Source organism: Cupriavidus sp. UBA2010 (assembly GCF_002335265.1).
GTDB lineage: Bacteria > Pseudomonadota > Gammaproteobacteria > Burkholderiales > Burkholderiaceae > Cupriavidus > Cupriavidus metallidurans.
Map to the genome: position 1 here is coordinate 1 of NZ_DDCI01000033.1, position 22340 is coordinate 22340.

Genomic DNA, 22340 nt, shown 5'->3' on the forward strand with positions numbered 1-22340 from the left:
CCTATAAGCTGGGGGTTTTGCTTTGGCGGCGCGGTTTTGTTGCGTGCATGTCTTTACCCGTTGTATTCAGGGTACCGGAGGATTCCTCCGGCAAAACGCATCTGATATGTTTCTCCCCATGCGTTGGCAATCTGCTGACGCAAGGTAGTCCGCAACAGTAAAGCCGCGATCGACAGTGCCCATGTTTCACAAATTGGGCTCTTGAAGCGCTGGCAAGCAATACGGGTACAGGGGGTTACATGGCCAAGAAGTTTGGGCCAGCGCTCACGATGATCGTGGGTGCATTGATGCTGACAGGCTGCGCATCAACATCAAGACAGACAATCGATCCATCGAAACTGGCAGCCGTCTCTGACGGCGATTGCAAGGCGTTCGCCGCAAAAAGCCGCCCGATGGATGCAAATTCAGGCGTAGTTCCGGATTCGCTCGAACTGGCCAATCTTGCCGGCGAGAGCGCTGCAGATGCCGAAGGCGGGGCCGACGGCGATTCCGAGCCTACGACGCCGCTGGCGCTCTCCCAACTTCCACCGTTCTCGGCCTCAAATGTGGCCAGCCCGATGCCCGTCGGGTGGCGTCCCTGGAAGATCAATCGCAACAAGACACCAACACGCTATGCGCTGACGGAAGTCGATCACCGTCTCGTGCTTCATGCGGAGGCTGACAGTTCCGCATCGGGGCTCTACGTGCCACTGGTCGAGCGAGAGGCCGGCGCCTTGCGCTGGATGTGGAAGACGCGCGATGTCATCCGCACTGCCGACAATGGCGTCAGCCATCGAGAGGATTCGCCGCTGCGCATCTTCGTCGCCTTCGATGGCGATCGCTCCACGCTGCCGCTACGTGATCAGTTGATGTACGAAATGGCTCGCATCACCACCGGTCGGGAAATGCCATACGCCACGCTGATGTACATCTGGGGCGGACGGCTGCCGCCAGGAGCGGTCGTGAATAATCCCCATACCGATCGCGTGCGCATGATCATCGTCGACTCAGGTACGCGCCATACCGGCGAGTGGCGCTGTCATGAACGGGATCTGCGCGCGGACTACCGCAAGGCATTCGGCACCGATCCGGGGAAGGTGATTGCCGTCGGTCTTATGACGGACACCGACAATACCAAGACCCGCGCGGAGTCTTGGTACGGCGATATCACCATCGAATAACCAAAGTCAGCCGACAGCCGAATCCGTAAGGGCCAGAAGGGCGAACGTAGCCAGCCAATGGGTGGCTACGTAATGCCCTTCGACGGCTTGGGGTAGCGATGCCTCGAGATGATCCGACCATGCGCGAAGCGCAAGGGGTTGGAGCACCGGCGGCAGGCTGGGGCCCAGCACCCGCCAGCACCAGGCACGGGACAGATTCAGGCCATCGAGGTGGGACATCTTCGGATCGGTCCGATCCGCGACGGTCACTGGTGTGAGCCACATCGCCAGTTCGGCCTCTCCAGGCGAGAACATCTCCCACCAGTCTCCGAACGAGCAGTCGTCCAGGACGTGGCGCATCAGCATGGCCTCGACCAACCCGCCCGATAGAAACTCGTCGCCACCAGGTTCATAGCGTGCCGGATAACGCTGGTCATGCCCAAACCAGCGATGCGCCTGTCGCACGACCGCCTTGCGTAAAGCAAGATGTTGATCGAACTTGGCATAGAACAGCGCCATGATGAGTGCAAATGCGCTATTGAGATGCGTGCCGGTACGAACGGGAAAGTCGGCGATGTCGATGTAGTCGATGAGCCGCTGCGCGAGATGATCGGCCAGTGGCGCGCAGGCGGTGGCCCAACTCGCTGCCTGGGCATCGTGCGCACCAAGCGCGCGCAGTTCGGCCTGTAGTCTCAGGAACCATCCCCAACCGTACGGCCGTTCAAACGTTCGCGACGCCGGCCGCTCGAAGTACGCCAGCTCAGCCGCAATTGCCTCGGGGCGCAATTGCCTGTCCAGGGCAGCACGAATCCGATCGGCCACTGGCAGCGCAGGCCGCAGCGACAGCACGCGCACGAGCAGCCAGTGCATGTGCACCGATGAATGCCAATCGTAGCTCCCGTAAAACACTGGGTGCATGACGGCTGGGGCCGACAGATCGTCGGCGCCCACCATCAGATGGTCGACCTTATAGGGATATTGACGCGCGATGTTTTCAAGCGCCACGTGGGCAAACCGCTCCGCCGTGGCGTCATCCAGGTGCGTATGCGTCATCGTGCGTCCGTTGTGTCAATACGGAAGGAAAAGCCGGGAATCAGGCCGGCGCCAGCCACTTCTCCACCAGCTTCACGAAGAACGACGAGCCGATTGGCAGCAGTTCATCGTTGAAGTCATAGCTCGGGTTGTGCAGCATGCACGGGCCCATGCCGTGGCCAGCTTCGCGGTGCGATCCTTCACCATTGCCGATAAACAGGTAGCAGCCGGGCTTTGCCTGCAGCATGAACGAGAAATCCTCGGCACCCATGGTCGGCTCGACGTTGCCATCGACATTCGATGCGCCCACCAGCTCGGTGGCCACCCCCACGGCGAACTCGGCTTCGGCCGCACTGTTGATGGTCGGGGGATAGTTGCGGCTGAATTCGAACTCGATCGTGCAATCGAACGCCTGTGCCACGGCCCGAGCGACTTCCTCCATGCGGCGCTCGATCAGGTCAAGCACCGGGATCGTGAACGTTCTCACGGTGCCGCCGATCCATGCCGAGTCCGGCACGATATTGGTGGCGTCGCCCGCGTGGAACTGCGTGACAGAGATCACCGCTGCGTCGATCGGGCGCTTGTTGCGCGTGATGATGCCCTGCAGCGCGGACACGATCTGCGCACCCGTGAACACCGGGTCGCAGCCGTTGTTCGGCATGGCCGCGTGCGCGCCCTTACCACGCACCGTGATCTTGAATTCGTTGCTCGATGCCATCAGCGGGCCCGCTGTGGTGCCGAACGTGCCCACTGGCATGCCGGGCCAGTTGTGCATGCCGAATACCGCATCACATGGGAAACGGTCGAACAGCCCGTCCTTGATCATCTCGCGCGCGCCGCCGCCGCCTTCCTCGGCGGGCTGGAAAATCACGTGAACCGTGCCGTCGAAGTTGCGATGTTCAGCCAGGTGGCGGGCCGCGCCCAGCAGCATCGCGGTATGGCCGTCGTGGCCGCACGCGTGCATCTTGCCTTCGTGTTGGGAGCGATGGCCGAACGTGTTGGCCTCCTGCAGCGGCAGCGCATCCATGTCCGCGCGCAGGCCGATGGTGCGGCCGCTATTGCCGTTGCGAATCACGCCGACCAGGCCCGTCGTGCCCAGTCCGCGATGGACTTCGATCCCCCAGGACTCGAGGCTCTTTGCCACCAGATCGGACGTGCGCTGCTCCTGGAAGCAGAGTTCGGGATGGGCGTGGATGTCGCGTCGGAGGGTTCGGATTTCGGCTTGCGCCTGCAGAATTTCGGGGATGAGCTTCATGATGCCAGTCCAGGCGGATGGGGCGATTGGATACCCCCGATCATACGATGCCTGTACACAAAGCGCCAAAACGCGGCGGCGCTGCGGCTTGTCGTGGGTCGCCTGATTCCCGCTTGATCCCTGTCTGATCTCACATGGTGCCGGCCACAAGCCATTGCCGATGCAACAGTTACGGTCCGATTGTGGCGCGGCGCAGCATTGCGACAGCGCGTCCAACCGGGTGGGTTTCCCCGCATGGCGTACCCATTGCAGTGCTGGAACAGTTCATGCTTGAAGTGCCTGGCCGGCCGCGTGGCATCTTGCCTTGCAGAATCGTCGCACCAAAATGCGGCCTTTCGCACGGGCAATCGACGTGGCTGATCCTAACCGTCATTTCAAGACTTCCCCCTGGGAGAATCGCGCGATGTCCCTTCGTCACATCAGGAAGGCCATCGGCAAGACGATCAACACCGTCCTGCTGACCAGCGCCCTCGGCCTCGGTTTGGCCGCGCCAGTTCACGCCGTGGATCTGAAGATCGCCATGAGTTCGCCACCGACCTCGATGGATCCGCATTTCTACAACCTGTTCTCGAACATCAACGTGTCCGAGCACGTGTTCGAGACCCTGATCAAGCTTGATCCGGACAGCCGCGTTATTCCCGGACTTGCCGAGTCGTGGAAGCTCGTCAACAACCTGACCTGGGAATTCAAGATCCGCAAGGGCGTCAAGTGGCATGACGGCACGGAGCTGACCACCGAGGACATCGCCTGGTCACTGGACCGGCCTGCCACGATCCTCAACAGCCCGGGCAAGTTCGATGTGTACACCAAGGCGATCATCAACAAGAAGATCATCGACAAGTACACGATCCAGCTGACCACCAACCAGCCGTACCCGTTGATGCTCAACGACCTGACGGCGGTGTTCATGGTGCAGAAGAAGGCCACGCAGGGCCTGTCTTCCGACGACTTTGCGCAGGGCAAGGGCATGATCGGCACCGGGCCGTTCAAGTTCGTCAGCTACGCGCGCGACGATCGCGTCGAGCTGGTCAAGAACCCCGACTACTGGGGGCCAAAGCCGGCCTGGGACAAGGTGACGCTGCGCTTCATCCCGAACCCGGCCACGCGTCTGGCGGCGCTGCTGTCGGGCGATGTGCAGGCGATCGAGAACGTGCCGACGCCGGACCTGCCCAAAGTCCGCAACGATCCCAAGCTTTCGTTCTTCTCTAAGATCTCGCATCGGGTGATCTATCTGTACTTCGACGCCAAACGGGACAAGTCACCGTTCGTGACTACGAAGGACGGCCAGGCGATGGACAAGAATCCGCTCAAGGACCCGCGCGTGCGTCTTGCCATCAGCACGGCCATCAATCGCCAGGGCATCAAGGATCGTCTGATGGAAGGGCTGTCGGAGCCGACCAACAACCTCGTGCCGCCGACGATGTTCGGCTACAACCCGGCGCTGAAGACGGTCAAGTACGATCCCGAGGCGGCGAAGAAGATGCTGGCCGAGGCGGGCTACCCCAATGGCTTCGGGTTGACGTTACATACGCCGAACAACCGGTACGTCAACGACGAGAAGATCGCGCAGACCATCGCGCAGAACCTGACGCGCATTGGCATCAACACCAAGGTGGAAGGGATGCCGATGGCCACCTACTCGGCGAAGGGGATCAAGCACGAATGGTCGTTCGGCCTGCTGGGCTGGGGTGCCCAGACCGGTGAGGTCAGCTCGCCGCTGCGCGCACTGCTAGCCTGCGAGGACTCCAAGAAGGGCTTCGGTACCACCAACTGGGGCGAGTACTGCAATCCGAAGATGGATGTGGTGCTGGAGAAGGCGCTGGCCACCGTGGATGACAATGAGCGCTCGAAGCTGCTGCAGGAAGCCACTGCCATCGCCATCCTCGATGATGGCATCATTCCGATCCATCATCAGGTGACCACGTGGGCCACGCAGAAGGGCATCGTGTACATCCCCCGTACCGACGAACGGACATACGCGCATAACTTCAAGCCGGCCGGCGCGCAATGATTCTGCCCGCACGCGGGCCTTTGATGGCTCCGGTATGATCGCGGCCCCGACTGCGCCCATGCAGCCGGGGCAATCCGCCCACGCCTGCCCCCGTGGGCCGCGAACACGCTGACGGGCCGCATGCGGCGGCCAGCGAAAGGATAGTGGTAAGAACATGCTGGTCTTCATCATCCGGCGGCTGATGCAGAGCGTGGTTGTGCTCCTCGTCATGTCGCTGCTCGTGTTTCTTGGCGTCTTCGCGATCGGGAATCCGGTCGATATCCTGATCAGTCCGCAGGCGGACCAGGAAGACATCAAACGTACGATCGCCGCGCTCGGTCTCGACAAGCCGCTTTGGGAGCAATACTGGATCTTCCTGCAGAACGCGCTGCACGGTAACCTCGGCACCTCGTTCGCGCACGGCACGCCCGCGCTCAAGCTGATCTTCGAGCGGATGCCCGCCACGCTGGAGCTGGCCGTGTGCGCGATCCTGCTGGCGATCGCGCTCGGCATTCCGCTGGGGTTGTGGGCCGGGCTCCGGCCGAATGGCATCGCCGGCAAGTCGATCATGACCGTGTCGATCCTCGGCTTTTCCCTGCCCACGTTCTGGGTGGGCCTGATGCTGATCATGGTCTTCGCGGTACAGCTTGGATGGCTGCCATCCAACGGCCGGGGAGAAACGGTGCGCGTGCTGGGTGTGCCGCTGAGCTTTCTGACCGTGGACGGTATCCGCCACCTGATCCTGCCGGCCGTCACGCTGTCGCTGCTGAATATCGCGATGGTGATCCGTCTGACACGCGCCGGCACGCAGGAGGCGATGCTGCAGGACTACGTGAAGTTCGCACGCGCCAAGGGCCTGTCGAACACCCGCATCGTCGGGGTGCACGTGCTGAAGAACATCATGATTCCGATCGTGACCGTGATCGCGCTGCAGTTCGGGTCGATCATCGCCTTTGCGATCGTCACGGAGTCCATCTTTGCCTGGCCCGGCATGGGCAAGCTCATCATCGACTCGATTCAGTTGCTGGACCGCCCGGTGATCGTTGCCTACCTGATGGTGATCGTGACGTTGTTCATCCTGATCAACCTGCTGGTCGACATCCTCTACAGCATGCTCGATCCGCGCGTGCGGATTGCCGACAACAAGGGCTGAGCCATGAGTACTTCGACCGTACCGCAAAACGCGGCCAAGGCGGCCGGTACCGCCAAAGAGCAGACGCCGTTCCGCCGCTTCGCCAGCCAGTTCATGGAGAGCAAGCTTGCGATGATGGGGCTGGTCATCCTTGGGCTGATCATCCTGATCGCGATATTCGCGCCGTGGCTCGCGCCACAGAATCCCTACGACCTCGCGACCCTGGACGTGCTCGACGCCCGCCTGGCTCCCGGCGAGCAGGCGGGCAGCGGCATGACGTTCCTGCTGGGCTCCGACGAACAGGGCCGCGACATGCTCTCCGCGGTGATGTACGGCCTGCGCATCAGCGTGGGCGTCGGGGTGGTCAGCACCGTGATTGCGCTGCTGCTGGGTGCCACGCTCGGCTTGCTGGCGGGCTTCATCGGCGGCCGCACCGAGGCCTTCATCATGCGCGTGGCCGACCTGCAGCTTTCGTTTCCGCCGATCCTGCTGGCGCTGATCCTGCTGGCGTTCCTGCGTCCCGGCATCGGCAACATCGTCATCGCGCTGGTGGCTGTGCAGTGGGCCTACTACGCGCGCACCACGCGTAGCGCAGCGCTGGTCGAGCGGCGCAAGGAATATATCGAGGCGGCCACCTGCCTGGGCCTGCCGCCGGGGCGCATCATGTTCCGCCATCTGCTGCCGAACTGCCTGCCGCCGCTGATCGTTATCGCCGCGCTGCAAGTAGCGTCGGCCATCACGCTGGAGGCCACGCTGTCGTTCCTGGGGCTTGGTGTGCCGGTTACCGAGCCGTCGCTTGGGATGCTGATCGCCAATGGCCAGCAGTACATGCTGTCCGGCAAGTACTGGATCAGCTTCTTCCCGGGCATCGCCCTCGTGATCACAATCGTGGCGATGAACCTCGTGGCCGACCAGTTGCGCGATGTGCTCAATCCGCGCCTGCAAACGCAATAACGGACCAGGAGCCGACATGACGCAACCGACCCTGGTCGTCGAACACCTGAAAACGCAGTTCTTTACCCGAGCCGGCGTAGCGCGCGCCGTGGACGACGTGTCGTTCACGGTTGGCCGTGGCGAGATCATGGGCCTGGTCGGTGAATCGGGCTCGGGCAAGTCGATGACCGGCTATTCGATCATGGGGCTGATCGATCCGCCGGGCAAAGTGGTCGAAGGCCGCATTGCGCTGACCAGCCGGGACGGCGTGACTCGCGACCTGCGCGCGCTGACGCCCGCGCAGCAACGCGACGTGCGCGGCAACCGGATCGCGATGATCTTTCAGGACCCGATGATGACGCTGAACCCGGTCCTGCGCATCGACACCCAGATGATCGAAGCCGTGCGCGCGCACGACGATGTCAGCAAGGCCGCCGCGCGTGAGCGCGCGCGCAATGCGCTGGCACGCGTCGGCATCCCTTCGCCGGACGAGCGGCTGCAGGCCTATCCGCATCAGTTTTCCGGCGGCATGCGCCAGCGCGTGGCGATTGCGATTGCCCTGCTCAACAAGCCCGACCTGATCATCGCCGATGAGCCGACGACCGCGCTCGACGTCACGATCCAGGGGCAGATCCTGTATGAAATGCAGACGCTGTGCCGCGAATCCGGCACCGCGCTGATCTGGATCACTCATGACCTTTCCGTTGTGGCGGGGCTGGCCGACAAGGTCTGCGTGATGTACGCGGGCAAGATCGTCGAATCGGGCGACGTGCGGCAGGTGCTCGAAGCTCCCCGGCACCCTTATACCCACGGGCTGATCGACTCGGCGCCGTCGCGCAATCCGCGTGGTGCGCCGCTGCGACAGATTCCGGGCATGACGCCATCGCTGCTGAATCTGCCGAGCGGCTGCGCGTTTCGCGAGCGCTGCCCCTATGCCACGGAGATCTGCGCCACCGAGCCGCCGCTTGAACTGTCGCCAGATGGGAGGCAGTTGCGCTGCTTCCATCCGGTACACGCCCAGCAGGAGGCCGCATGAGCTCGAACGTGATGGATACCCCGGGCGCCCTGGCCTCCGGCGTGGCGGCGGAGACGGCCATGCCGCCGGCACCGCTGCTGGAACTGCGAGGCGTCTCCAAGCGCTTCGTCAAGTCGCTCGACATCGCGGCGAAAGTCGCCAATGTCTTCGGCGCGAAGCAGCGCGTGGAGATCGTTCATGCGGTGGATCGTGTCGATCTCTCGATCCGCACTGGCGAGGTTGTTGGTCTCGTGGGGGAATCGGGCTGCGGCAAGTCCACGCTGGGCCGCATGGCCGTGGGCCTGCACACGCTGACCGAAGGGGAGCGATTCTGGCGCGGGACGGATCTTGACCGGCTGCCGCCAGACCGGAAGCGCGAGAAGCAGCTTGCGATCCAGATGATTTTCCAGGACCCGTACGCGTCGCTGAATCCACGGATGCGCGTGCTCGACATCGTCGGCGAGGCGCCTGTCGTCCACGGCATGGTGGAGAAGGGCGCGCAGAAGGCGTATGTGGAAGACATGCTCGTGCGCGTGGGGATGGATCCGACCGTGCTGCGCCGCTTCCCGCACCAATTCTCGGGCGGTCAGCGCGCGCGGATCGGCATTGCGCGCGCGTTGGCGGTCAAGCCGGAGTTCCTGGTTTGCGATGAATCGGTGGCGGCGCTAGATGTATCGATCCAGGCCCAGGTCCTGAACCTGTTCATGCGCCTGCGCGAAGAACTGAACCTTACGTACCTGTTCATCAGCCATGATCTGGGCGTGGTCAAGCACATCAGCGACCGCGTGGTGATCATGTATCTGGGACGTGTGGTGGAGTCCGCGCCGACCGAGGAAGTGTTCGCCGCGCCGAATCATCCCTATACGCAGGCGTTGCTGGCCGAGGCGCCGAAGCTTGAGGTTGGCAAGAAGACTTACGTGGCGATCCGGGGCGAGATTCCGTCGCCGCTGAATCCGCCCACCGGCTGCCACTTTCATCCGCGCTGCCCGCACGCGATGCCACGTTGCAAGACCGAGCAGCCGGTCCTCAAAGAGATCGCGCCGCTGAGGTTTTCAGCGTGTCATCTGAACGATCAGACCTGACGGGGTGAGTGTTTTCTCCCCTCTCACGCAGTGCGGGAGAGGGGAGAAAAGGGAGCAAAAAAAGGCCGTCAGCGAATCACCACGCCCCGCGAGTTGATGATCGTCATCTCGACGAACTTCGAGCCCACATGGCTCTCGGGCGAGAACTGAACGATATAGCCACCGAGGTCGACGTTGCGCATGGTTTCCAGCGCCGTCACCAGGCGCTCGCGCGTCAGGTCCTTGCCCGCGCGCCGCAGGCCCTCGACGAACGACTTGGCAGCGATGAAGCCCTCGATGCTGGCGTAGTCGAAGTCATTCTGCTTGCCAGCCGCCTGCAGCAGCCGCAGGTACTCGCGCACCACCGGCAGCGTGGCGTTGCCGGGGTGTGGCATCACCTGCGAGATGATCACGCCGCTGCCCTGCGGCCCCACTTCCTTGGCCAGCGCCTGGGTGCCAACGAACGACACGTTGTAGAACTGCCCGCTGTAACCGCGTCGCAGCGCTTCCTTCACGAAGGCGCCGACCGTGCGGTAGGCGCTGATCAGCACGACCGCGTCCGGCTTGGCCTTCATCGCCGTCTGCATGGCATCGCCGATTTCCACCGTGTTCCGGATCACGCTTTCCTGGGCCACTAGTTGCACGCCGCTGTCGGCGGGCAGGGCCTTGATGGCGTGCTCGACGCCGGAGAGGCCGGCACGGCCGTAAGCGTCGTCGTTGAAGACCACGACGATGCGCTTGAGGCCGGTGGTACGGATCTGGCGCACGATCGCGGCGGTTTCTTCCTCATAGCCGGCGCGCACATGGAATACGTAGCGGCTCTGCGGGTCGCGCAGCGACTGTGCCCCCGTGAACGGCGCGAAGAACGGGATGCGTGCCTGGTTGACCAGCGGCATCACGGCCTGGCTGGTCGGTGTGCCCACGTAGCCGAACAGGGCGAAGACCCGGTCTTCCTCGATCAGCTTCTTCGTATTCCTGACGGCCTCTTCCGGCTCGTACATGTCGTCGAGCGCCTTGAGCTCGATCTTGCGGCCGAACACGCCGCCCTGCTTGTTGATGTAGTCGAAGTAGAGGCGGGCGCCGGCGTTCATCTGCTTGCCGAGCACGGCCGTGGGGCCGGACAGCGCGGCCGACTGGCCCAGCAGGATGGTGTCGGTGGTGACGCCCGTTTCGCCAGCCGTGGTGTTGGCGGCAAAGGCGGCGCCAGTCACGCCGCAGCTACCGATGGCGCATGCCATCAGCAGGCCGGCAAATGTCCGGCGATTGACCCTAGATTGCAAAACCATGTGAATCCCCGTCAAAAAATCCGTCAACCATTCTTGTTACTGCTGTGTTGCTTCTCGGATCCGCGTCCCCTCGCGATCTGACGTCGCTGCGGGTTCTTTCCGACCCAGGGGGCGGAACGCGCCGGCACATCATAATCGAATACAATCGGAGCCAAACAATTTCTCCCGGTTGGGAATGTTCTGGCGAGGCCGTTGCGCCACAGTCACATGGCGGAACATGGAAGAGGCGAAGTTCGATTCGCCCTGACGCTGGCCCGTTCGCCGTACTTCATTGCCCACACCGGGCGCCCCACTGAAGTTATCTGCCTGCCGATACCGCCATGGCCACCCGCATCGTCCGCGCCGCCTGCCCCCACGATTGCCCCGATACCTGTGCACTGCTCGTCACCGTCGAAGACGGCCGGGCGATCAAGGTCGCCGGAGACCCCGAGCATCCGGGCACCCAGGGTGTGCTCTGCACCAAGGTTTCGCGCTATACCGAACGCACCTATCACCCGGACCGGCTGTTGACCCCGCTGCGGCGCGTGGGCAAGAAGGGCGAGGGCAGGTTCGAGCCAATTTCGTGGGACGAGGCGCTCGACGAAATTGCCGGGCGGCTGTCATCGATCGCCGCCCGGAATCCTGAGGCGATCGTTCCCTACAGCTACGCCGGCACGATGGGCCTGGTACAGGGCGAGAGCATGGCAGCGCGCTTCTTCCACAAGCTCGGCGCCTCGCTGCTCGATCGCACGATCTGCGCCAGTGCGGGCGCCACGGCCCTGCGCCATACCTACGGCGCTAGCGTCGGCATGGACATGGAGCAGGTGGTCGACGCGAAGCTGATCATTATCTGGGGCAGCAATCCGATTACGTCGAACCTGCATTTCTGGACGCGCGCCCAGGAAGCCAAGCGCCGTGGCGCGACGCTGGTGGCGATCGACCCGTACCGCTCGCTGACGGCGGAGAAATGCCATCGTCATATCGCGCCGATGCCGGGCACCGACGCCGCGCTGGCGCTGGCGATGATGCACGTGCTGATTCGCGACGACCTGATCGACCACGACTACGTCGCCCGCCATACCGTTGGCTTCGATGCGCTGCGCGAACGGGCGATGCAGTTCTCGCCGGAAACGGCGGCGCGGATCTGCGGGATTCCGGTCGATGACATCGAGTGGCTCGCCGGGCTGTACGGCAAACTCGCCGTGCGCGAGCGCCAACCGGTGGCGATCCGCCTGAATTACGGGATGCAGCGCGTGCACGGTGGCGGCCAGGCAGTGCGTGCCGTGGCGTGCCTGCCTTCGCTGGTCGGTGCATGGCGCGAGGCCGCAGGCGGCCTGCTGTTGTCGACGTCGGGCTTCTTCCCGGTCGACAACGCGGCGCTGCAACGGCCCGACCTGCTGCCTGGCTGGCCGAACCTGCCGCGCACGATCAACATGAGCACGATCGGCGACGCGCTGCTGGACGACGGCACCACCGGCAACGGCCCGAAGATCGAAGCCGTGGTGGTCTACAACAGCAACCCCGTGGCAGTGGCGCCGGAATCGGGGAGGGTGGCAGCCGGGTTTGGACGCGACGACCTGTTCACGGTAGTACTGGAGCACTTCCGGACCGATACGGCCGATTACGCCGATATCGTGCTGCCGGCCACGACGCAGCTCGAGCACGTTGATGTGCACAAGGCCTACGGCCACACTTACTTCCTGGCGAACAACCAGGCGGTGGAGCCGCTCGGGCAGGCGCTGCCGAACACCGAGATCTTCCGCCGGCTGGCCGCGCGCATGGGATTCACGGAGTCCTGCTTTGCCGACAGCGACGAGGCGATCGCATCGCAGGCCGTCCTGCGTGACGACAAGCGCGCGGCGGGTATTAGCTGGGATTCCCTCAAGGCCCGGGGCTGGCAGAAACTGAATATCGCCAAGGCGCCGTTCGCCGAGGGCGGCTTCCCGTCGGCATCGGGCAAGTGCGAGTTCTATTCGGAGACAATGGCGCGAGAGGGGCTTGATCCCGTTCCCGCCTACGTGCCGCCGTACGAAGCGCCTTCCTCGGCCCCCGAACTGTTCGCGCGTTACCCGCTGGCGATGATCTCGCCGCCGGCACGCAACTTCCTCAACAGCACATTCGTCAATGTCGACAGCCTGCGCGCCACCGAAGGCGAGCCGCATCTCGACATCCATCCGCTCGACGCCGCGGCGCGTGGCATTGCCAATGGTGCGCAGGTCCGCGCCTTCAACGATCGCGGCAGCATGCAGGCGCGTGCCCGCGTGACCGACCGCGCCCGGCAGGGGCTGGTCGTCGGCCTGTCGATCTGGTGGAAGAAGCTCGCGCCGGATGGCAAGAACGCCAACGAACTGACCAGCCAGCGATTGACGGACCTGGGGCGCGCGCCGGTGTTCTACGATTGCCTGGTCGAAGTGGAGCCGGTGCCGGTGCCCGCCGAGGCGCTGGCATCATGATCCGCTGGCCGGCCCGCCGGCGCCTGGCGAGTGCCCTGGCGGTGCTCGGCGCGGCGTTGCTGGTGGCCGGTTGCGACACACTCGGCTACTACTATCAGTCGATCGGCGGCCATCTCGGCGTGATGGCGCAGGCACAACCGATCGACGATGCCATTGCCACGGCCAATGACGCCCACGATGCGCGCCTGGCTCAGCGTCTGACGCTGGCCCGCGAGATCCGCGACTACGCCTCGCGCGAGTTGAAGCTGCCTGACAACGGCAGCTATCGCCGCTACGCCAACCTGCATCGTCCCTATGTAGTGTGGAGCGTGTTTGCCACGCCCGAGCTGTCGATGGATCTGCGCAAGTGGTGCTTTCCAATCGTCGGTTGCATCACCTATCGGGGCTATTACGACCAGAAAGCTGCCGACCACTACGCACTGGGGCTGCGCCGTGACGGGCTGGAGGCCTATGTGGCCGGCATCCCCGCGTATTCCACGCTTGGCTACTTCGACGACCCGCTGCTCAACACCTTCGTCTACCTGCCCGAAGGCGAACTGGCGCGGCTGATCTTCCACGAGTTGGCGCATCAGGTGGTCTACGTGCGCAACGACACGGCGTTCAACGAATCGTTTGCCACGGCGGTGGAGACGGCCGGCGTCGAACGCTGGCTCGCGCAGGAAGGATCGCCCGAGGTGCGCGCCAGCTATCAGATCTACGACAAGCGGCGGCGCCAGTTCCGCACCATGCTGCTGGGCGCGCGCGAACAACTGGTCGAGCTTTACCATTCGCCGCTCGACGATGGCGCCAAGCGGCAAGGCAAGGCGCGCATCTTCGACGAACTGCGCCAGACGTACGCGAACCTCAAGAAGGACGAGTGGGGCGGCTACAGTGGCTATGACCGATGGTTCGAGCAGCCACTGACCAACGCCCATCTCGCCGCTGTCGCCACGTATCAGCAATGGGTGCCGGCTTTTGCCGCGTTACTGGCGCAATGTGATGGTGACTGGGAGCGCTTCTACGCAGCCGCGCGCAAGATCGGCGATCTCCCACCGGCAGAGCGCGACGCGGCTTTGCGCAAGCTGGCGCCGCCCGCCACCGAGGTGAAGCCGCTGACCGCCTTGCGTGCGACGGACGCCGGCAGTCAGACATCCGCTACCAGCCAGGGGCAGTAGCCGCAGAGGTCAATCGCGGGAGTTTCCCAATGGTGGTGCGCGCGGGCCGTGCGAGAATGGCCGACATGCCTCGCGCCCTCAAAAGAACCGGCCATACGCCTCGTGCCACCGAAGCCACCACGCTGGCAGAAAGCGGCCCTGCGCGTGCGCACGTCGCCGAACGTCAGGAAGCGCGTCGTCGCCAGATTCTCGACGCGGCGGGCCAGCTCTTCTACACGAAGGGCTACCCAGGCATGACGATGAACGATCTGTGCCGGGCGCTCGGCGTGACCAAGCCCGCCGTCTATTACTACTTCGCTGACAAATACGAGATCTTCGACATCCTGTGCCGCGAGTCGGCACAGACCTGTCTGACGGTGATCCGCGAGACCGCCGACCCGGCACTGCCGGTTCGTGAACGGCTGAGCGCCTGCTTGCTGGAAATGGCGCGACGCTGTGTCCGCTGCCATGTGGCCGCCGCCCTGAGCTTCCGCGACAACCAGTACCTGAGGCCGGACACGGTGGACTGGCTCAACACCATGGCGCGCGATTTCTATCGCGACCTGTACGCGCTTCTGGAAGAAGGACGCGAGGCAGGCGTGTTCGAGTTTGGCGATGCGCGCGTGACCGCGCATTCCATGGGCGGCGTGATTGGATTCATGTACACCTGGCACGAGCCGGGACGCATGGACCCAGAGACGCTGGCGCAGGAGTTGGCCAGGAACATGATGAAACTGGTCCTGCCGAATTGACCGCAGTCAAAGCCGGTTGAGGCCGTCAGGGTATTCCCTTGGTCATCTTATTGGGTGACGCATAATCCATGATTTCACGGTCGTATTCGTGGAGGACTTCGTCTAACGTGTTGTCTCGATAGCATCGCGCGTTTAGCATTGCGAAAAAATCGAACGACCATTCAGAAATTCAGGAGACGGTATGGAAAAGCTGTGGCTGAAAAACTATCCGGCAGGCGTGCCAGCAGAGATTGACGCCAGCCAGTTCCGTTCACTGGCCCAGTTGCTCGAGGAATCGTTCCGTACCTATGCCGATCGCCGGGCATTCATCTGCATGGACCATGCGATGACCTACGGCGAACTCGATCAGCTTTCTCACGCCTTCGCCGCGTGGCTGCAGTCGCGGGGCCTGCGCCCCGGCGCGCGCGTTGCGATCATGATGCCGAACGTGCTGCAGTATCCGGTGGTGCTGGCGGCCGTGCTGCGGGCCGGCTACGTGGTGGTCAACGTCAATCCGCTCTACACGCCGCGTGAACTCGAGCACCAGCTCAAGGACAGCGGCGCCGAGGCGATCGTCATCCTCGAGAACTTCGCGTCGACGCTGCAGGCCGTGCTGTCGGCCACGCCGGTCAAACACGTCGTGGTGGCCAGCATGGGCGACCTGCTTGGTACGGTGAAGGGCGCGATCGTCAATTTCGTGGTCCGTAACGTCAAGAAGATGGTGCCGGCCTGGGAGCTGCCCCACTGCGTGCGCTTCAAGGACGTGCTGGCCGAAGGCCGCAAGATGACGCTGAAGCCGGTCAATACCGGTCCCGATGACGTGGCGTTCCTGCAGTACACGGGCGGGACCACCGGCGTGTCGAAGGGGGCCACGTTGCTGCATCGGAACATCGTGGCCAACGTGCTGCAGTCCGAAGCGTGGATGCAGCCGGCGCTGGCCAAGGGCGCGCCTATCGACCAGGTGGTCACCATCACCGCGCTGCCGCTGTACCACATCTTCGCGCTGACCGTCTGCTGCCTGCTGGGGATGCGCAGCGGTGGCCTGAGCATCCTGATCCCGAATCCGCGCGATATCCCGGGCTTCATCAAGGAACTGCAGAAGTACAAGTTCCACATGTTCCCGGCCGTGAACACGCTCTACAACGCGCTGCTGAATCATCCGGACTTCGCCAAGATCGATTTCTCGGGCCTGCGCGTGGCCAATGGCGGCGGCATGGCCGTGCAGGAAGCCGTGGCCAAGAACTGGCTGGCGAAGACGGGCTGCCCGATCATCGAAGGCTACGGCCTGTCCGAAACCTCGCCGTCGGCCACCTGCAATCCGACCGATACCGATGCGTTCTCCGGCACGATTGGTCTGCCGCTGCCGTCGACCGACGTGTCGATCCGCGACGACGACGGCAACGAACTGCCGCTCGGCCAGCCGGGCGAAATCTGCCTGCGCGGGCCGCAGGTGATGGCCGGCTACTGGAATCGCCCCGACGAGACCGCCAAGGTCATGACCGCCGACGGCTTCTTCAAGACGGGCGACATCGGCGTGATGGACGAGCGCGGCTATACCAAGATCGTCGATCGCAAGAAGGACATGATCCTGGTGTCGGGCTTCAATGTGTATCCGAACGAAGTGGAAGGCGTGGTGGCGGAATGCCCGGGCGTGCTGGAAGTCGCCGCCGTGGGCGTGCCGGACCAGCACTCGGGCGAGGTGGTGAAGCTGTTCGTGGTCAAGAAGGACCCGGCGTTGTCCGAGGCCGACGTGATTGCGTTCTGCAAGGAACGCCTGACCGGCTACAAGCGCCCCAAGTACGTCGAGTTCCGTACCGAACTGCCGAAGACCAATGTCGGCAAGATCCTGCGCCGCGAACTGCGCGATAGCCGCAAGGCAGCCTGACGCAGGATCTGGCGCCTCAACACTCGTTTGACGGCGCCATCTGCGGTTGTGTCGATCCGTCCGGATAGATCAGCCGCACACACGCGCCGGGCTCCAGTCCCGGCGCCGCCGGCGCATTCACCTGCGCCATGGTGCCATCGGCCGCCCGTACCTTGTACTGGTAGAGATCCATCTGCTGAGGCGGCTGCCGGTTGAACAGGCGGGTCAGATCCATCGAGAATCCCACACCAACGCCGCCACCGCCACTACCGCCGCCAACACCGGCGGCTCCCACACCGACACCGTAGCCGCTGTCGTTCGGATTCGCGACGTCGATCCGCGTCAGGAACGTCTTTTCGGTGACGCGTCCGAGCTTGACTGTCGCGTTCACCGGGGTGATCTGCGGGCCCGAAGGCGTCGAGGAGGCACATGCCGCCACGACGCACGCGGTGGACAAGATGCCGATGAGTTGCAGCGGACGAGACAGTAACTGGGTCATGACGTGGGCAGGCTGGTCTTGAGGCGGCCGAGCAGCCGGAACAGCGCGCGGCGATCGGTTTCGGCCAGGCCGGAGAACAATTGCTCGATCCACCCCTCGTGCGCGCGCGCCATGCTGGAGAACGCTGCCCGGCCGGCAGGCGTCAGGCGGATCAGATAGGCGCGGCGATCGGTGGGCAGCGCCTCGCGCGTGACCAGGCCTTCCTGCTGCAACTGGTCGGTGATGCCGGTGACATTGCCACCGGTCACCATCATGCGGCGAGACAACTCGCCCATCTTGAGGCCCTCAGGATGCCGATCGAGCTGCGACATCAGATCGAAGCGGGGCAAGGTGACCGCGAAATCCTGACGTAGCCGCGAACGGATGTCGCCCTCGATCAGGTTCGTGCAGGTCAGCAGGCGCAGCCAGAGGCGCAGCGCCTCATGCTCCGAGTCGCCAGCGCTGGTCTCCAGATCGACCGGCGCCGGCTCGTCGGTATTGCTGGCGGAGGAAGGATTGGGCATCGTGGTTAGGGCAGGCGAAAACTTGATATTTCAAGTATATGCCTTGCCCGGCCACGATCGGTTGTCGTCAGTCGACCTTTGCGCCGGAATCCTTGACCACCTTGGCCCATTTGATGTGCTCGGCGCGGATGAGAGCGGCGAACTGGTCGGGTGTGTTGCCGACCGGATCGGCGCCCTGGGCCATCATTCGGTCGCGCACGGCAGGGGTGCTCAGGCTCTTGGCGACTTCCTGCTGGATGCGATGGATGATCTCCGGCGACGTGCCAGCCGGTGCCAGCAGCCCGAACCACGAACTGGCCTCATAGCTCGGCAGGTTCGCCGCGGCCGCCACGGTGGGCACGCCGGGCAGCGCCGGCGACGGCTTGGCGCTGGTCACGGCCAGCGCCTTGAGCTTGCCGGCCTTGATCAGCGCCATGGAGGAAGGCAGGTTGTCGAACATCACCTGCATCGTGCCGCCCGTCATGTCGGTCAGCGCGGGGCCGCTGCCGCGGTACGGGAAGTGGACCATGTAGGTCTTGGTCTGGGTCTTGAACAGCTCGCCGGCCAGGTGGATCGACGTGCCGTTGCCGCTCGATGCCATGTTCAGCTTGCCAGGATTAGCCCGTGCGTAGGCAATGAGATCGTTGACGGTATTGATCTTGTTCTGTTGCGCGAAGGCGGGGTTCACCTCCAGCACATTGGGTACCGACGCCACCTCGGTGATCGGCGCGAAGTCCTTGATCGGGTCGTACGGCAGCTTGCCGTACAGCGACTGGTTGATGCCGTGCGTCCCTACGGTGCCCATCAGCAGCGTGTAGCCGTCCGGCGCCGACTTAGCGACGATGTCCGAGCCGATATTGCCGCCGGCGCCGGGTTTGTTGTCGACCACCACGTTCCAGCCGGGCAGCTTCGACAATTCAGCAGAGACTGCGCGCGCCAGGATGTCAGTGGTGCCGCCGGCCGGGAATGGCACGACCAGACGGATCGGCTTGGTGGGATAGGCGTCGGCTGCATGGGCCGAAGCGGCCGCCAGCGGGCTCAGGGCAATCGAAAGCAGCAGCGCGACAGTGCGCCGGCGTGGGTGTGACATGGCGAGGTCTCCGTATAAGGGCCGGCTAATGGCCGGTTGTCCCGGTCTCGGAGCCATTCTAGTCTGGTGCCCGCCACCTGGCGGATGGGGTGAAGCCCTTATGCGTGTCTCGCATCTGGCAAAAAAAAAGGCGCCCGTGGGCGCCTTGAAAGGAACGATGAATCGGTTCGATCAGAACTTGTGGCGAATACCCAGGGCCACGCCGACCTGGCTGTTGGCGCCTTGCTGCAGGTAGTAGCCGTTGGCGAAGCTGACCGCCGACGTGTCGAAGTTCAGGCCCGAGTTCTTCGCGTAGGCCATCGTCAGGTAGACGTCGGTGCGCTTCGAGAAGTTGTAGTCGGCCACGAAGCTGATCTGCCACGGGTTGGCGGGATTGTTCGACGGCAGGGCGGCCTGGCCAACCCCGGCAGGGGCGCGCAGCTGCGTGACGTCGTCGTAGAAGTAGGCCAGCGTCAGACCCAGCGGAGCGCTGACCTGATAGTTCAAGCCGATCCAGTAGTAGTTGTCGCGGATCAGTTCGTTGCCGCTGCTGTCCGTGGTACGGCCATAGCGGTAACCAGCCATCAGCTTGGCCGGGCCATACGTGTAGCTACCGGCTGCGCCGATCTTGCGCGACCGGCCAGGCGAGCCAATGTTGACCGCCGGACGCCATTCGTCATAGGCAACCGTCAGGCCAAGGGGGCCGCTCATGTACAGCACGCCAGCGCCACCGCCTGCGTTGTTGTTGAAGTTGCCCGGCACTTCGCCAGCACCGCCGCCGGCCAGCGGGGTCGTGCCGATCGCGCCGACGCCCGTGCCGAAGCTCCAGTGCGCCTCGGCGGTGACTGGGCCGATCACGGCGGTGTACTTGGCCGTGTTGTCCGAGCGGAAGTTCGTACCCAGTTGGGCCACCACCGGTTCATACAGCGTCGCGTAGCCGGTCGGCGAGAAGTTCGCGAACATGTCGAACATCGTGGTGTACTGGCGACCGAAGGTCACGCGACCCAGCGTATCGCTTTGCAGACCCACGAATGCCTGACGACCGAAGAGGCGGCCGCCTTGCTGCGACTTGCCATCGTCAAGGCCAAAGCCGCTTTCCAGCACGAACAGTGCCTTCAGGCCGCCGCCCAGATCTTCGGTGCCACGCAGGCCCCAACGCGAGCCGGACAGGCCGCCGCCGCCAGACAGACCAACACGGCTGCCGCCGCCCGGCGCCGCTTGAGGAACGCCGCTGGCGTTAGGGGCGCCCAGGCCCGGTGCCAGGTGGTTCGTGTATTCGATCGGCAAGTCCACGACACCATAAAGGGTCACGCTCGATTGCGCATTTGCCGCAGTGGCAAACGCGCTCATCGCGGCAAGCGCGAGAAGCGACTTTTTCATGCTGGGTGATCTCCACTTAAGAATTATTAGATAAAGCCCGGAAGGGACCTCCATAAGTCAGCCCTCTACACCCTTCCGCACTTGACTTCCTTGGAAGCTGCCGACCACTCTAACAAAAGAGCACTTCTTTTGACCCTGTGGTAAACGTCTTGTCTGGTTTTCACAACTCAGGGTTTTTAAGTACCTGTAAGCGACAGATGCCAGCACAGACGCGGCGTTGCGGGCGATGTTGCGGGCCTCGCGCGGGTCGCGCGGGTACAATGGGGGAATTCCCGAAGGCGCGTTTGGTGCGACCTACCTCTTCAGTGGGGCGAAGGTTCGATATGCGCGCAGACCATCCCTAGACAGACATGGATACGTTGATCCGAGAATTCGATGTCGCGTTGCGCGCGATTGCCGGTGCGACCCGCGCGGAGCGCGCCAACCCTGCAGACAGGCTGGCTCCGGAAACGGAGCAGATGAACCCCGAGGAGCGTCGCCACGTATCCGGCCTCATGCGCATCAATCATGTTGGAGAGGTTTGCGCCCAGGCCCTCTACCAGGCGCAGAAGCTGACCGCGCGAACGCCGGCCGTGCGCGCGCAGATGGATGCTGCCGCCAAAGAGGAAGAGGATCATCTGGCCTGGTGCGCGGACCGCCTGCGTGAACTGGGCTCGCGTCCGAGCCTGCTGAATCCCGTCTGGTATGCCGGCGCGTTCGCGATCGGCGTTCTGGCGGGACGCGCCGGCGACAAGGTCAGCCTTGGCTTCGTGGCCGAGACTGAGCGTCAGGTCGAGCATCATCTGACCAGCCACCTCGACCGCCTGCCCACCACGGACAGCCGCTCGCGCGCAATCCTCGAACAAATGCGCGACGACGAGGTCCGCCACGGCGATGCCGCGAGGAACGCAGGGGGTATCCCACTGCCGGGACCAGTTCGCGCATTGATGCAAGTCGCATCGCGCGTCATGACCACCACCGCCTACCGCATCTGATCGATAAGGATCGGCGCGTCTCGAAGCGCTTCGTCGCGATCCAATTCGCGATGGGTCGCGGACCTGCCTGTGGTGGTTGTGGAAAAGTCCCCTGAGCCCTTGCCTGACAGGGGCTGACAGCAAAACGTTGTATCCTTCCCGACGGCGTGAAACCGATGGCGTTTCACGCTGTCGGCAGTATTCCCTCCGGTAGTTCTCAGGTGGTTTCTCTGCTTTCCTCCCCAAGTTCTTCATTTCATTAAGGAATCACCTTTGCGGTGCGTGAGGTTGACGCGCTAAGTCTTTGTTCTGATTAAAAAAAGCTTGTTTCTTGCCCCATAGCGAGCCTTGACCCGCCAAAACGCTTCCTCTAAAGTGGGAAATAGTGTGAGGAAGTGTATTTTTGTGTGAAAAACCGGGTTGGCTCTGCGATGATTTATCTCAGACCGAACTGGTAGCGGAAGGGATGAATCGACCTGCCGGACGGCTCTGAGGCCGACGGCTACCAGGGGGGCGAGCTTGTTTCAGGGAGCATCGGCGCTTTCGCTTGATGCCAAGGGTCGGATGTCCATTCCGGCCAGGCACCGCGAAGCGCTGCAAACACAGGCCGAGGGCCGGGTTACGCTGACCAAGCACCCGGATGGATGCCTGTTGCTCTTTCCCCGCCCTGAGTGGGAGGTTTTCCGAGGCCGTATAGCGGCGCTGCCGATGGATGCCCATTGGTGGAAGCGGATTTTCCTCGGTAACGCCGCCGACGTGGATATGGACGGCGCAGGCCGCGTGCTGATAGCACCGGAATTGCGCAGTGCCGCCATGCTCGACAAGGAAGTGATGCTGCTCGGCATGGGCAGCCACTTCGAAGTTTGGGATGCCGCGACCTACGCCGCCAAGGAACAGGCAGCGATGGCGCAAGGCATGCCGGAAGCATTGAAGAATTTCTCCTTCTGAAGAGGT

Annotated in this window: 19 protein-coding genes; 12 read left to right on the top strand and 7 right to left on the bottom strand. The window is 63.5% G+C overall.

The window, feature by feature from the left end; all coding sequences use genetic code 11:
- Nucleotides 1–239 precede the first annotated feature (239 nt).
- Nucleotides 240–1160 carry a DUF3047 domain-containing protein gene (locus B2246_RS23790; RefSeq protein WP_286881709.1) on the top strand — a complete coding sequence of 307 codons (921 nt, stop codon included), beginning with the start codon at nucleotides 240–242 and terminating at the stop codon, nucleotides 1158–1160.
- 6 nt (nucleotides 1161–1166) lie between these two features.
- Here the strand turns inward: B2246_RS23790 and B2246_RS23795 are convergent, their stop codons facing one another.
- Both B2246_RS23795 and B2246_RS23800 read right to left on the bottom strand, forming a co-directional pair.
- Nucleotides 1167–2192 carry a DUF2891 domain-containing protein gene (locus tag B2246_RS23795; RefSeq protein ID WP_035884329.1) on the bottom strand — a complete coding sequence of 342 codons (1026 nt, stop codon included), beginning with the start codon at nucleotides 2190–2192 and terminating at the stop codon, nucleotides 1167–1169.
- 40 nt (nucleotides 2193–2232) lie between these two features.
- Nucleotides 2233–3426 (bottom strand): M20 aminoacylase family protein, encoded by a 1194-nt coding sequence (locus B2246_RS23800; RefSeq protein ID WP_008651136.1) that lies wholly within the window; start codon nucleotides 3424–3426, stop codon nucleotides 2233–2235.
- A gap of 403 nt (nucleotides 3427–3829) precedes the next feature.
- Here B2246_RS23800 and B2246_RS23805 point away from each other — a divergent pair, with 403 nt between their 5' ends.
- The 5 genes from B2246_RS23805 (at nucleotide 3830) to B2246_RS23825 (ending at nucleotide 9578) form a co-directional block, all read left to right on the top strand.
- A complete protein-coding gene (locus tag B2246_RS23805; protein WP_008651132.1) occupies nucleotides 3830–5437 on the top strand; it encodes an ABC transporter substrate-binding protein in 1608 nt (535 codons plus the stop codon).
- 154 nt (nucleotides 5438–5591) lie between these two features.
- On the top strand, nucleotides 5592–6569 hold the full coding sequence (locus B2246_RS23810) for an ABC transporter permease (protein WP_035884327.1): 978 nt from the start codon (nucleotides 5592–5594) through the stop codon (nucleotides 6567–6569).
- Between the two features lie 3 nt (nucleotides 6570–6572).
- Nucleotides 6573–7502 carry an ABC transporter permease gene (locus B2246_RS23815; protein WP_008651128.1) on the top strand — a complete coding sequence of 310 codons (930 nt, stop codon included), beginning with the start codon at nucleotides 6573–6575 and terminating at the stop codon, nucleotides 7500–7502.
- 16 nt (nucleotides 7503–7518) lie between these two features.
- Nucleotides 7519–8517, top strand: a complete 999-nt coding sequence (locus B2246_RS23820; RefSeq protein WP_008651127.1) for an ABC transporter ATP-binding protein — start codon at nucleotides 7519–7521, stop codon at nucleotides 8515–8517.
- Nucleotides 8518–8528: 11 nt separating this feature from the next.
- Complete coding sequence (locus B2246_RS23825) at nucleotides 8529–9578, top strand: ABC transporter ATP-binding protein (RefSeq protein ID WP_085959097.1); 1050 nt, start codon at nucleotides 8529–8531, stop codon at nucleotides 9576–9578.
- Between the two features lie 68 nt (nucleotides 9579–9646).
- Here B2246_RS23825 and B2246_RS23830 read toward each other — a convergent pair whose 3' ends face one another.
- Nucleotides 9647–10843, bottom strand: a complete 1197-nt coding sequence (locus B2246_RS23830; protein WP_035884326.1) for an ABC transporter substrate-binding protein — start codon at nucleotides 10841–10843, stop codon at nucleotides 9647–9649.
- Nucleotides 10844–11163: 320 nt separating this feature from the next.
- On the opposite strand from B2246_RS23830, the gene B2246_RS23835 reads away from it, so the two are divergent.
- From B2246_RS23835 to B2246_RS23850, 4 genes are all read left to right on the top strand, one after another.
- Complete coding sequence (locus B2246_RS23835) at nucleotides 11164–13275, top strand: molybdopterin-containing oxidoreductase family protein (protein WP_035884324.1); 2112 nt, start codon at nucleotides 11164–11166, stop codon at nucleotides 13273–13275.
- Entirely contained in the window at nucleotides 13272–14429 is a 1158-nt protein-coding gene (locus B2246_RS23840) for an aminopeptidase (RefSeq protein ID WP_035884322.1), read from the top strand. Before B2246_RS23835 ends, B2246_RS23840 begins: the two co-directional genes overlap by 4 nt.
- A 65-nt stretch (nucleotides 14430–14494) precedes the next feature.
- Nucleotides 14495–15160, top strand: coding sequence for a TetR/AcrR family transcriptional regulator (locus B2246_RS23845; RefSeq protein ID WP_200876314.1), 666 nt, complete (start codon nucleotides 14495–14497; stop codon nucleotides 15158–15160).
- A gap of 181 nt (nucleotides 15161–15341) precedes the next feature.
- Nucleotides 15342–17024 carry a long-chain fatty acid--CoA ligase gene (locus tag B2246_RS23850; protein WP_008651112.1) on the top strand — a complete coding sequence of 561 codons (1683 nt, stop codon included), beginning with the start codon at nucleotides 15342–15344 and terminating at the stop codon, nucleotides 17022–17024.
- A gap of 16 nt (nucleotides 17025–17040) precedes the next feature.
- On the opposite strand, the gene B2246_RS23855 is transcribed toward B2246_RS23850, so the two are convergent.
- The 4 genes from B2246_RS23855 to B2246_RS23870 form a co-directional block, all read right to left on the bottom strand.
- Nucleotides 17041–17502 carry a hypothetical protein gene (locus tag B2246_RS23855; protein WP_035884320.1) on the bottom strand — a complete coding sequence of 154 codons (462 nt, stop codon included), beginning with the start codon at nucleotides 17500–17502 and terminating at the stop codon, nucleotides 17041–17043.
- Entirely contained in the window at nucleotides 17499–18005 is a 507-nt protein-coding gene (locus B2246_RS23860; RefSeq protein ID WP_011517628.1) for a MarR family winged helix-turn-helix transcriptional regulator, read from the bottom strand. Before B2246_RS23860 ends, B2246_RS23855 begins: the two co-directional genes overlap by 4 nt.
- Before the next feature lie 67 nt (nucleotides 18006–18072).
- Entirely contained in the window at nucleotides 18073–19074 is a 1002-nt protein-coding gene (locus B2246_RS23865) for a tripartite tricarboxylate transporter substrate binding protein (RefSeq protein WP_017512388.1), read from the bottom strand.
- A gap of 171 nt (nucleotides 19075–19245) precedes the next feature.
- Nucleotides 19246–20433: a porin gene (locus B2246_RS23870; RefSeq protein WP_008650276.1), complete on the bottom strand. Its 1188-nt coding sequence runs from the start codon at nucleotides 20431–20433 to the stop codon at nucleotides 19246–19248.
- 350 nt (nucleotides 20434–20783) lie between these two features.
- Between B2246_RS23870 and coq7 the strand changes: the two genes are divergently transcribed.
- Together coq7 and mraZ are read left to right on the top strand one after the other, a co-directional pair.
- On the top strand, nucleotides 20784–21407 hold the full coding sequence (gene coq7 / locus B2246_RS23875) for a 2-polyprenyl-3-methyl-6-methoxy-1,4-benzoquinone monooxygenase (protein ID WP_008650278.1): 624 nt from the start codon (nucleotides 20784–20786) through the stop codon (nucleotides 21405–21407).
- Between the two features lie 498 nt (nucleotides 21408–21905).
- The gene (mraZ, locus tag B2246_RS23880) at nucleotides 21906–22334 is read left to right on the top strand and encodes a division/cell wall cluster transcriptional repressor MraZ (RefSeq protein WP_008650293.1); all 429 of its coding nucleotides are present in this window, start codon (nucleotides 21906–21908) and stop codon (nucleotides 22332–22334) included.
- The last annotated feature ends 6 nt before the right edge of the window (nucleotides 22335–22340 follow it).